The sequence below is a fragment of the Paenibacillus sp. FSL R5-0923 genome (assembly GCF_038009145.1).
Taxonomy (GTDB): Bacteria; Bacillota; Bacilli; order Paenibacillales; family Paenibacillaceae; genus Paenibacillus_AQ.
This window is the reverse complement of the sequence record NZ_JBBPAT010000001.1, coordinates 1537261-1549346: the sequence shown is the minus strand read 5'-3', so window position 1 is coordinate 1549346 and position 12086 is coordinate 1537261. Positions and strand designations below refer to the sequence as shown.

The window sequence follows — 12086 nt, the reverse complement described above, 5'->3', positions numbered from 1 at the left end:
TCCGTCCTCTCTGAAGAGAGTCCTACTGAGTTAAGCAGCCATTTCACGGCAGATTTTCGCACAGGCAAAACATGCTTCTGCACATTGCTGGCAATGATCATGGTCATGCTTTTTACATTCGTTGCCGCAGGCTTCACAAGCCTCTGCACAAGCTAAACATAAGGCCTTGGCATATTTACTGTTCATCGACAGAGCATGTGCAGTGAATCCGCATATTTCCGCACATTCACGATCCAGGCGAATGCACTCCTTCATCATTCCAACATGATCTTCCTCCAAGCAAGATGAGTAACAGTGATTACAAGCCACCATACATTTTAAACATTCTTCAATACACGCTTTGTAGTTTTGATATGACATCATGAAAGCTCCTCTCAAGATGTAATTTAGTATAGTCCCCTACTCTATATATACCCAATCGTGAGCTAACTTATCATGCTCAGAGAAATTGTCCGAACTGAACATTAGACAAGCAGCTGTTTCTCAATTTCTTGACGATTGAACACAAATCCGAAGAATACCTGATTGTTAATGAAAATGGTAGGAACCAATCTTTTTCCAGTTCGATTAAATAACGTATCTGCATGGTCAGGATGATCTGCAATATTAAATTCAGTAAATGGAATATGATGCTCACTTAAGAACTTTTTAAAATTTCTGCAATCCTCACAAGTCGGTGTTGTAAATACCTCTACGTTCATATGGGTCGTCCTCCTTCAGTATATTTCCTAACAACATTAGTATACCCCCCTATACTATACATGAATCTAAATAAAAAAGGATTCCAACGAATCCTTTCTATTATCAATTATTTAATTAATTTATTGATGGTAATTAATAACTCATCTAACACTTCATTTTCACCATCTTGAATTCGTTCTACGACACAGCTCTTCATATGATGTTCTAACAAAAGCTTTCCTACGCCGTTCAAAGCAGATTGGACCGAAGAGATTTGATGCAGCACATCATCACAATAGGTGTCCTTCTCAATTAATCCCTTTAGCCCTCTTACTTGTCCTTCAATTCTATTGAGTCGGCTAACCAGGTTCTTTTTAGTCTTCTCAGAGTGATGACTTTTTCGTTCACCCGTGCTACATGATTCGTGCTCGTGCGTATGATCTTCCATGCACCAATCACTCCTTTCCATATAGTTTTATTATACTATAGCCCCCCTAATCTATTCAAAATATAAAATATAATTAGACTTTCATCACTTCATGGGATATCACCGATGTCTCAATTTGAATAGTAGTATGCTGGATTTTGAAGCGTTCCGCTATTAACTGAATGGCTTGCTGCAAAATACGTTGATCATCTTCCTGATCTTTGATTAAGAGATGGCAGCTTAGTGAATCAAGACCCGAGGTAATTGTCCAAACATGAAGATCATGAACATTTATAACGCCCTCGATACTTTCTAGAACTGCCTTCACCTCAGATGGATTCACTGTAATCGGTGTACCTTCCATAAGAACATGAACGGTATGTTTGATGATTCCCCAAGCACCTCTAAGAATTAATAGAGCAACTAGTACGCTTATAATCGGGTCAGCAATATACCAGCCAAAAATCATCATAACTAAACCTGCAATAATAGCTCCTACCGAGCCTAAAGCATCGCCAAGCACATGAAGATAAGCGCTGCGAAGGTTAATGTTATTCTTTACATCTCCTTTTCTCATAAGAGACCAAGCACTAGCAACATTGGCTAAAAGACCTATACATGCGATCAGCATCATAGAACCACTTGCAACCGTAGGCGGCTCGAAGAATCGGCCATAAGCCTCCACGATGATAAAACCAGCAACTACAAATAAGGTGACCCCATTCAATAGTGCCGCTAGAATTTCAAACCGATGAAATCCATATGTTTTATTGGGAGATGCAGGTTTAGTTGCAAACCAGACCGCTACTAGGCTTAATGCTAAGGAGCTTGCATCGTTTAGCATATGCCCACTATCCGATAGCAGCGCTAAGCTGTTAGTGATCAGTCCGCCAAAAAACTCCAAAAACATAATTCCTACTGTAATTATTAATGCAATCATTAGTCCTTTCTTGTTTCCGCTAGGATCAAAATGATGATGACCGTGAGGCCCATGTGAATGATCATGTCCTGCATGGGAGTGATTGTGACCGCTGTGATCGTGATCAGAGTGTTGCCCGTCTAAGCGCTCAATCTGATGATTGTGATTATTCTTCTTGTCCTTCATGATTTACCTCCTATTTACCTTCAGCAAGATAGTATTTGTATGCGCGCGCAGTGGTATTCAAAAGCTCCAGATCATAATAACATATGAACAAGTGCTCATATGTTATTATGATCTGGATTTTTCTTCTTGTCAATAACGAACCTAAGGGTATATCCTCAGCTAGAAGTTTATAAAAATAAAAATAAAAAAAACACCTCTATACAATTTCTGTATAAAGATGTTTTAGTTTATCTTTCACTTCTTAATCTTAAAGAGAAATCGCTGCTTCTAATGCAACTTCCATCATGCTGTTGAAAGAATTTTGTCTTTCTTCTGCCGTGGTTACTGCATGAGTAACTAATGAATCTGAAATAGTAAGAATACATGCTGCTTGTTTACCTAATACTTTCGCATTATGGAACAATGCATAGCTCTCCATTTCTACACATACACAGTCATGTTCATTGTAAAATTCATTGTGGCCTGGCACGTTGTCTTCATGATAGAATACATCGCTTGAATGAATTCTTGCCGTCAAAAGTGGCTTGTTAATACGTTTAGCCGCTTCTTCAATGACTTCGTTCAATTCTTTACTTGGCAGCTGTACGTCTCCTTCTACACCACTTTGCACATAGGCGTATGTAGATTCACTCCACGCACTATCCGCCAGTACCACATCAAATAAATTCAATTTATCTGTGTAGGCACCTGCACTACCGATGCGAATGATGTTTTCCACACCATAATTTTTGTATAGTTCATAAGAATAAATACCGATACTTGGCATTCCCATTCCCGAACCCATTACTGACACTTCTTTACCTTTGTAAGTGCCTGTATATCCAAACATATTCCGTACCGTATTAAATTGGGTTGGGTTCTCCAAATAGGTTTCTGCGATATACTTCGCTCTTAACGGATCTCCTGGCATTAATACTGTTTTGGCGATTTCACCATTTTGTGCTGCATTGTGCGGCGTTGACATAATTTATTCCTCCTAAGTTTGTTACTCAACTACTATCTTACTATACCATCCATGAATTTAAATATACGTTTAAAATATTCTTTTGTTTCAACAAAAAAAGAACTGATTCTCTTGCTACAATTTATTCGCAAACTCGTTAAGCTTTTGGGACATTATTTTTATTTCCTCAATAAATGCAGAAGTATGCTGAACAGATGCAGCCTGTTCTTGTCCGATCGCCGCTATCTTCTCTATCGAATTAGCCATTTGGTTCGTAATCCCCTTAATCTGTAACATGGTTTCATTTATGTTTTGAGTTGAAGAAACGGTTTCCCGTGAAAATTTCCGAATCTCTTTAGCTACGACTTCAAACCCTCTTCCCTTCTCACCTGCATGAGCTGCTTCTATTGCTGCATTCAGCCCGAGTAAATTCGTTTGGTCAGCAACCTTTTTAATAATCGATAGGACCTCTGTAGTATTCTCCACATCCTTACCAGCTTGTTGGGATTGAATAAGTAGTTGCTGAGAGTAATCCGCAAGTGAATTGGATCCATACGAAATATTATTGATTTGCTCATTAGCTTGGGTCAGTGATTCTGAGATTTGTTCTACAATAGCCTTTAATTCACTTTGTCTACGAATCTGAACTGCAATCCCGCCAATGACCTGACCGTTTTGATCATGAAGAGGTGTCGCTGTACCCGTAAACTCAAATCCATAGAAGTTGGCCGGAACATCGGACTTTAATTCTTGATTCTCTCGTATAGCTATGTAAAGCGGTTCTTCTTTGTTTAAAAGCTGTCCTTCGGTAATGTTTAAATTAATGGTATTGCCAGGAAAATAAGCAACAAACCGTTCCAAATCACATATGGCTATGGATAAATCAGCCGGAATAGATAATTTTATTATAGGTATAATCGCGATAAATTTGTCTAAAGATTCAATATTATTAATCACAGAAATATAGTCTCCATTCCAGCAAAAGGTTTTTCCAACCGTGCTAAATTCTCAATTTTGCTTAATTCATATTTGAAATATGTATTCGAGGAATTCTCATAAAATCCTCCAAAAAAGTTTACAAATCCCCTTTTTCTCTCATAACATACGGATAGCATACAAAAAAGCCCCCACCTTGTGAAAAGTGAGGGCTTTGGGTTACTTGCTTTAATTAACAGTATCGATTAGTTGCGGATCAGATAATCAAATGCACCTAAAGCTGCAGTTGCACCGGATCCCATCGAAATGATGATTTGTTTATAAGCACTATTAGTGCAATCGCCAGCAGCAAATACTCCTGGTACATTTGTGGCACCATGGTTATCTACAACGATCTCGCCAACGCGAGTACGTTCAACCATGTCACCTAACCAATCTGTGTTCGGAACCAAACCGATCTGTACAAACACACCCTGTAATTCAATATGGTGAGTTTCTTCTGTCGCACGATCGATATAAGAAATACCATCTACCTTATCAGTTCCGGTAATTTCTTTCGTTTGCACGTTTTTAAGCACAGTAACGTTAGGTAGGCTGTAGAGACGATCTTGCAGTACAGCATCTGCTTTGAGCTCTGGAGCAAATTCCAGAACCGTTACATGCTTCACTATACCCGCAAGGTCAATAGCTGCCTCAATCCCTGAATTACCGCCGCCGACAACGGCAACATCTTTGCCTGCAAACAAAGGACCATCACAGTGTGGGCAGTAGGCTACGCCTTTATTCTTGAATTCAGCTTCACCAGGCACACCCATATTGCGCCAACGAGCACCTGTCGACAGAATGACCGTCTTACTCTTTAGAACAGCACCGTTCTCGAGTTCAACTTCAATTAAATCATTCTTATCTAAACGTGTGGCACGTTGTAACTTCATCACATCAATGCCATACTCTTTCACTTGCTCTTCGAGTTTAGCCACTAGCTGAGGACCTTCAATGTAATTTACACTGATAAAGTTCTCAATGCCAAGTGTGTCGTTAACCTGTCCGCCTAAGCGTTCAGCGACAATCCCTGTGCGAATTCCTTTACGCGCTGCGTAAATTGCTGCACTTGCACCTGCTGGGCCACCGCCAACAACAAGTACATCATAAGGAGCTTTATTGTCAAACTCTGATGCGTCTACAGTACTACCCATTTTAGCTAGAATTTCTTCAACCGTCATACGACCACTTTCGAAAAATTCACCGTTAAGGTAAACGCTTGGAACAGACATAATTTCTTTGCGTTCTACCTCTTCTTTGAACACTCCGCCATCAATCATCGTATGGGTAATGCCAGGATTGAAGATACTCATTAGGTTCAGTGCTTGTACAACATCAGGGCAATTATGACAGCTTAGGCTGACATAAGTTTCAAACTTATATTCGCCATTAATGCTTTTGATCTGATCAATAACACTTTGCTCAACCTTAGGCGCTCTTCCGCTAACTTGCAATAGAGCCAACACTAATGAAGTAAACTCATGTCCTAGCGGAGTTCCAGCAAAGGTTACGCCCGTATCTTCACCCACACGATTTACGCTAAAGCTTGGGGTTCTAGGCAGTTCGGTTTTTTCTACCGTTATCCTAGCTGACATTTTGGCAATTTCATCAACCAGCGCTTCCATCTCTTGAGATGCTTCGTCAGAGCCTGCACTGATTTTCAGTACTACGTCGCCTTCCAAGAGTTCTAGGTATTGAGCTAGTTGAGCTTTTATTTCTTGATCTAATTTCATTTAGCTTTCGCTCCTTAAATCTTACCTACAAGATCGAGACTTGGTTTAAGAGTTTCTGCACCTTCGGACCATTTCGCTGGGCAAACTTCACCTGGATGATTGCGTACATATTGTGCTGCTTTGATTTTGTTAACAAGTGCACTAGCATCGCGACCAATACCACCAGCATTAATTTCAACGGTTTGGATAATACCGTCTGGATCAATGATGAATGTACCACGATCAGCAAGACCGTCAGCTTCGATCAGAACATCAAAGTTACGGGAAATCACATGAGAAGGATCGCCGATCATAATGTATTTTACCTTGCCAATAGCTGCAGAGCTTTCATGCCATGCTTTATGTGTAAAGTGAGTATCTGTGGAAACGGAATATACTTCAACACCCAATTGTTTCAGGGTTTCATATTGGTTTTGCAGATCTTCAAGTTCAGTTGGGCATACGAATGTAAAGTCAGCTGGGTAGAAGCAAACTACACTCCATTTACCTTTAAAGTTTTCTTCTGATACATCGATGAATTTCCCATCTTGAAATGCGCTTGCTTTGAATGGTAGGACTTCTGTTCCGATAAGTGACATATTATTAAAATCTCCTTTAAGTTTTATTTTTTGTGGATACAATATTCAAATCTGCAAACATCACATATCTGAATACTATTTGTAATTATTATAATTAACCAAATTAAGGCCTGTCAAGTTATTTATAATAATTCTAATATGATAATCGTTGTCAGTCGCTAAATGTTCATAAATTATCATACTTATGAACTAGTATGGGTTAGTTTACATGTTTTATGTAGGGCAATTTCTACAATTCGAAGTCATGTGCTATTAGATTGATAATATTTAAAGATTCTCTCGCTACCTTTGGGTTAGAATATTGATTTCCATTATATGTGATTAATGCTTTCCATAAAGCCCATCCTCTTGCTCTATTCCAAGTCTCTTCATCCATCTGTAATACATCCTTGAATACCTTTCTACTATCCTCATCAAAAAAGGTCCATGCCATTGCCGCATCACAAGCAGGATCGCCTACACCCAAGATTCCGAAATCAATGACTGCACACAGCTTTCCATCTTTGACTAGTAAATTCCCTGGCGCAATATCTCCATGAACCCAAACCGGCTTGGAATTCCATTTAGAATCTAATGCTAATTCCCAGATTTCTCTCAATAGATCTTCTTTAAAAATATCTTTATTATGCTCAATCGCATGTCTAGACTCTTCATCATATACAGCTAAAGATCCACCTCTATAGAAATTATGTTCTCCTGCTAAAGGTCCCCCACTAGCATCAATAGATTGTAATTCTATTAAAAATGCTCCCAAATCTCTTGCAAACTGGTTAAGATTATTAATATTTTGGTACGTTAATGGCTCACCCTCTACCCACTTATTGATAGACCACGGCAATGGATATTCTTCGTTAGGCTTCCCTTTGGCTAAAGGTACTTGAATAGGTAACGTGAGTTCTTTACTTAATATAGGCAACCATAGTTGCTCTTTCTCTACTTGTGGAGCATAAGCAGCTGCACTTGGTAACCTCACACTCATATGTTCACCTAAATGAAACGTTCGATTATCATTCCCACTGAATTTTACTGGTTTAATCTCTAAATCGGACCACTCTGGAAATTGTTCATTGATTAATCTTGCAACTAAATCGACGGTTATTGTATTCATAATTACCTCTCTAACATAAGTTTTACTAGCCATTTTTATAAGAGACATCTACTATTATGTTAGCTTTACTAGTGTCTGTATGCAAACTGTACAGTTAGATCGGCCGAAAAAAGGATAAGCTAAATAAATGGAAGTTGAAAATGCTTAATTTTATTATGAGGAAGAAGGGTGTTCCTTAATGACAAATAGCAAAACGAATCCCAAGGTAGATGGATTTCTAAGGAAAGTAAAACAGTGGCAGGAAGAATACGAGACGTTGAGAAATATCGTTCTTGACTGTGAGCTGACCGAAGACTTTAAATGGATGCATCCTTGTTACACGTTTAAGAACAAAAACATAGTCTTAATCCATGGATTTAAAGAATATATTGCACTGCTGTTTCATAAAGGTGTCTTATTAAAGGATACCCATGGGATTCTGATTCAACAAACGGAGAATGTACAAGCTGCACGCCAGATCCGGTTCACCAATGTTCAAGAGATCCTTGAAAAAGAAAGCATCATAAAAGAATATATTTATGAAGCCATCGAAGTTGAAAAAGCTGGTTTGGAAGTGGAATTCAAAAAGAATACAGATTTCATCATTCCTGATGAATTTCAAACTAAACTTGATGAAATGCCTGCCTTGAAAAATGCTTTTGAAGCTTTGACGCCCGGGCGGCAAAAAGCATACCTTCATCATTTTAATGAGCCCAAGCAATCTAAAACTCGAGTATCTAGGGTTGAAAAATGGATGCCGCAAATTCTGGATGGAAAAGGATTAAATGATTAAGTTGTATATGAAGAAGCAACCTTAGATCGGTGAACAATCCGAACTGAGGTTGCTTCTTCTCTTTTTACTAAAAGACTTTATACTACTTCAGGTAGGTTCCGGTTACTCCAATTCCACCGCTACCGTTCAATACATACACTCTAGCGTTTCCTTTTCCAGAGCATACCAGAGTGATTGTACCGTTAGTAACGTTTTTGGTATCGCCAGTCACCGCATCCACGTAAGTTCCATTCGGAATTCCGGTAAATGTCGCATTTCCTGAGATCGTAACTAACGCAAAGCTATCAATACCTTTTGCGCTATCGGTATATCTTCTTTTAAATGCCAATTCACCGGATACATTTTCTGTGGAATACTGGCCTTTTTGCAAGGCTGGAACAGCTCTTCTGATTAAATTGAGTTGTCTGATATGTTTTGCCAAAGGATAGTTTAATGAATCGGCAAGTGTGCCAGTAGCATTTGTATACTTACCGTAGTCCCGAACAGTAACACTACCCTCAATTTGATCGCCAAAGTAAGCACGCCCTGTTGAGCTAAGTGGTGCATTTGGGCCTACATCGATGACTGATCCTTTTTTAAACTCAATTTCAGAACCATAATAGATCGCAGGTATTCCCCGGAAGGTGAACATCAGCGAGAGATTCTCAGCCCAAGTGCTTTGTGTCCCTGCAAATCGTTGATTCTCTGGGGCTTGGTCAGGTGCATAGTCATGAGAGTCAACATAAGTTACATTCCAAGTAGCATCGTTATAATATTGATCACCGCTCTTCATACTGAATGCTTCCTGTGCAGTCTTGAATGCCCAATGCATCGGGAAATCAATAACATCCATACCCGATTTCATCGAATAGTCAGGTGCGTGATAATTATTGCCTATTAAAAAAGCATTGTTCGAGGTTGGCTGCCCTGCTGTAGTAGAGTTATCTGCCCACTCTTGTTCCACAGACAGCTTGTTGGAAGCGTAGTCATTTTGTCCATCACCCGGATAGGCTTTCGAGCTTTTCCATGTATAGAATGGAGTCGATATTGCCGGAATTCCACTGTTCCATACATCTCTATACCGAGTAGCCACTTCACCGAAGACAAAGAAGTTTGAGCCCCCTCTTGTTTTCCAAGCAGGAACAAAATATTTGTTAAAAATATACCGACTCACATGCTTCACAGTATCGACCCGGAAAGCATCAACACCCATATCAATATACTGATTATAGCTGTCAATTAGATACTGATTCACTACAGGATTTTCCGTGTTCAAGTCCACGGCGTCTCCTGCAATCTGTCCTGTCTGTACGGTGTAAGATTCCCAGGAAAGACTTTTTTCGGTATGATACATGTTATTGTTGGTTTCCGCATTTTTCATGATTGCGAGTCTGGCCTGATATTGCTGATCAGGGGTCATTGTATCATAGTTAGCTGGCAGTTTATCCGTAATTTTAAACATGTTATTTATGGTGTCCGCTGCAGTCGGATCTTTTTTGAACATAGGCAACAGATTCTCTTCCCCAAAATTACCTGTATGATTCACAACAACATCCTGAATAACCTTTATCCCTTTGGCATGAGCTGCATTAATCAATTCCTGATAAGAGGCTCCCGCTGATTCATACCTTGGATCTACTTTGGAAAAATTAATCGCATGGTAGCCATGATAATCATACCCGCTGGCATTCTGCACCACTGGCGTAATCCAAATAGCACTGAATCCGAGCGCTTTGATGTAGTCTAGCTTTTGAATCAGTCCCTTAAAGTCACCTCTCCAAGCTGGGTCTGAATCCGGATTTCCTGCTTTAGCATCCTCCCATGAATGTACATTGTTACTCGGATCACCATCATAGAATCGTGAAGTAATTACGAAATAAATGGTGTCTTCACGGAAATCGCCTTTATTTCCAATCGTATAGATAAAGCTCTGTTTCGTTTCATTTCCGGCACCATCGACCACCAGGAATTTCAGTGTCGTCGTCTTATTAATAAGAATGGACGGTCCTGCCAGAGCAGTTAAAGCATTGCCCGAGATATAGAGATTTGAACTGGTAGTTGGTTCCGTCCCATTATCTGTGTAATATGCAGTGGTCGTTGCCGCTTTGTTATCTTTTATATTAAAAGAGACGGTAACCGCAGAGCTTGAATTCCCAACAGGTAAATTCGCGGTTATCGTTGGGGCCTGCAGGTCGAGATTTAGGTCAATGACATAAGCAAAAGTGCCTACACTGCCTGCTTGACCTAAGGAGTTAACACCAAAAGCCTTGATAGTCGTAGTAGAAACTACTTGGATTGGAGCCGTGTATAAGGTAGAAGATGTCGTTGGTGTCGACCCGTCTGTCGTATAGTAGATTTTATCGCCAGTATTGATACTGGAGAGCTTCACAGTTTGGGCAGAATCATATGTCTTCGGCGTAGGAGAGACTGAAATCACGGGGATCTTCGGAATTTCTGGATTAGCGTCATACCACACATTATCTGCGTTATACCAGCCCTCTTTTACACTGCGGGACAAGTCGGCCGTCTGTTTGCCGTTGCCATCATTAAAGATAAGGCTTGTGCCGGTGGCGTTGGCAATAGTATAGCTGTACCAGTCGTTTCCGTCCGATTTCATCAGAATTCCTGGCCAAGCTCCGCTTGTTGGAACCGTTGTCGGACTCAGATTCCAGTAATGGATTCGGATCGTTGAGCTCCAGTTTGCTGGTTTCTTAAAATGAACCGTTAAGCCAGCCGAAGTTGGCGTTGGTGTAGGTGTTACGGTTGGTGTTGGTGTAGGCGTCACTGTTGGTGTTGGTGTTACGGTTGGTGTTGGCGTTGGTGTTGGCGTTGGTGTTACGGTTGGTGTTGGCGTTGGTGTTACTGTTGGTGTTTCGGTTGGTGTTGCTGTGGCTGAAAGAGTTAGATAGTCGATATTGATATTCCCAGTATCATCCGAGTCATATTTGTAAGCGATCGTATTATTTCCTGCCTGTAAGGAGAGCGTTTCTGTTTGGTCACTCCATGTATCCCAGTTTGCCAAATTCGCTAAAGTGGACTGCTTTACCTTTGCTCCATTCACATAAATGGAAACTTGCTTGGCACTGCCAGTCGCATTGGCATAGCGAAGCGTGGCATTATAGGCGCCTGCAACGGAAGATTGAACATTGAAGGTGGTAGTTGCTCCTGTGGTTGTGTATCCATCAACAAAACCAGTGCCGGTAAATCCGTTGTGATTCGTATTTATTTTTGCGCTACCTGACAAGGCTGCGCTCTCAGCTTCATACTTCCCAGCAACCGGAATAACTACCGTCCAGTTCTTCCCTCCGTTGCTGTCCCAGCTATCCGTCGGGGCTGTGATGTGATAACAATAAATGAGTGTTGCGCCCTCCTGCACATTGAGGTTGGCCGTAAACGTGGTCCCACTTTTAGACATGACTGTGTCCGTAGTATTCGTCCAATTATTCGTAGTCCAATGCAGTGTCACAGAAGATGCTGTGGTGTTCGTATAGGAGACTGTATAATCAGTGTTGCTGGCTGAAGCCCCGCCCGATAAACCGAATAAACTAAAGATTAGCGAAAAAATGATCAACCAAGAAACAAACCGCCTAGATTGTTTTCGTACCAATTAAATAACCTCCTCATTAATTTTAAGTGCAAATTACGTTGTGCAAACGTTTGCAAAAATGAGAAAAAAAGAAACAATCTAACTTATCAATCTCCTCCTTCTTAGAAAATATGGAAAAACCTCATTGTATGCGTTTACAAATAGAACTATTGAGAAATCCTCAGGTTACAGATAG

General features: G+C 40.3%; 11 protein-coding genes. 1 reads left to right on the top strand and 10 read right to left on the bottom strand.

Annotation, left to right across the window (positions count from 1 at the left end):
- Positions 1 to 30: 30 nt before the first annotated feature.
- From MKX35_RS06945 to MKX35_RS06905, 9 genes are all read right to left on the bottom strand, one after another.
- On the bottom strand, positions 31 to 360 hold the full coding sequence (locus MKX35_RS06945; RefSeq protein WP_076300942.1) for a four-helix bundle copper-binding protein: 330 nt from the start codon (positions 358 to 360) through the stop codon (positions 31 to 33).
- A 104-nt stretch (positions 361 to 464) separates the two neighbouring features.
- Positions 465 to 701 carry a glutaredoxin family protein gene (locus MKX35_RS06940; protein ID WP_060625785.1) on the bottom strand — a complete coding sequence of 79 codons (237 nt, stop codon included), beginning with the start codon at positions 699 to 701 and terminating at the stop codon, positions 465 to 467.
- Positions 702 to 808: 107 nt separating this feature from the next.
- Positions 809 to 1129 carry a metal-sensitive transcriptional regulator gene (locus MKX35_RS06935; protein WP_042131123.1) on the bottom strand — a complete coding sequence of 107 codons (321 nt, stop codon included), beginning with the start codon at positions 1127 to 1129 and terminating at the stop codon, positions 809 to 811.
- A 73-nt stretch (positions 1130 to 1202) separates the two neighbouring features.
- Positions 1203 to 2213 (bottom strand): cation diffusion facilitator family transporter, encoded by a 1011-nt coding sequence (locus tag MKX35_RS06930; RefSeq protein WP_081383081.1) that lies wholly within the window; start codon positions 2211 to 2213, stop codon positions 1203 to 1205.
- Between the two features lie 247 nt (positions 2214 to 2460).
- The gene (gene deoD / locus MKX35_RS06925; protein WP_076300941.1) at positions 2461 to 3177 is read right to left on the bottom strand and encodes a purine-nucleoside phosphorylase; all 717 of its coding nucleotides are present in this window, start codon (positions 3175 to 3177) and stop codon (positions 2461 to 2463) included.
- Positions 3178 to 3291: 114 nt separating this feature from the next.
- Positions 3292 to 4113, bottom strand: a complete 822-nt coding sequence (locus MKX35_RS06920; RefSeq protein WP_076300940.1) for a methyl-accepting chemotaxis protein — start codon at positions 4111 to 4113, stop codon at positions 3292 to 3294.
- Between the two features lie 224 nt (positions 4114 to 4337).
- Complete coding sequence (gene ahpF, locus MKX35_RS06915) at positions 4338 to 5867, bottom strand: alkyl hydroperoxide reductase subunit F (protein WP_076285533.1); 1530 nt, start codon at positions 5865 to 5867, stop codon at positions 4338 to 4340.
- A 14-nt stretch (positions 5868 to 5881) separates the two neighbouring features.
- Positions 5882 to 6445, bottom strand: coding sequence for an alkyl hydroperoxide reductase subunit C (ahpC, locus tag MKX35_RS06910; RefSeq protein WP_042192019.1), 564 nt, complete (start codon positions 6443 to 6445; stop codon positions 5882 to 5884).
- A 229-nt stretch (positions 6446 to 6674) separates the two neighbouring features.
- Positions 6675 to 7553, bottom strand: a complete 879-nt coding sequence (locus MKX35_RS06905) for an aminoglycoside phosphotransferase family protein (RefSeq protein ID WP_076300939.1) — start codon at positions 7551 to 7553, stop codon at positions 6675 to 6677.
- A gap of 178 nt (positions 7554 to 7731) precedes the next feature.
- Here MKX35_RS06905 and MKX35_RS06900 point away from each other — a divergent pair, with 178 nt between their 5' ends.
- On the top strand, positions 7732 to 8325 hold the full coding sequence (locus MKX35_RS06900) for a YdeI/OmpD-associated family protein (RefSeq protein ID WP_076285535.1): 594 nt from the start codon (positions 7732 to 7734) through the stop codon (positions 8323 to 8325).
- A gap of 82 nt (positions 8326 to 8407) precedes the next feature.
- Here MKX35_RS06900 and MKX35_RS06895 read toward each other — a convergent pair whose 3' ends face one another.
- Positions 8408 to 11911 (bottom strand): alpha-amylase family glycosyl hydrolase, encoded by a 3504-nt coding sequence (locus tag MKX35_RS06895; protein ID WP_076300938.1) that lies wholly within the window; start codon positions 11909 to 11911, stop codon positions 8408 to 8410.
- Positions 11912 to 12086 lie beyond the last annotated feature (175 nt).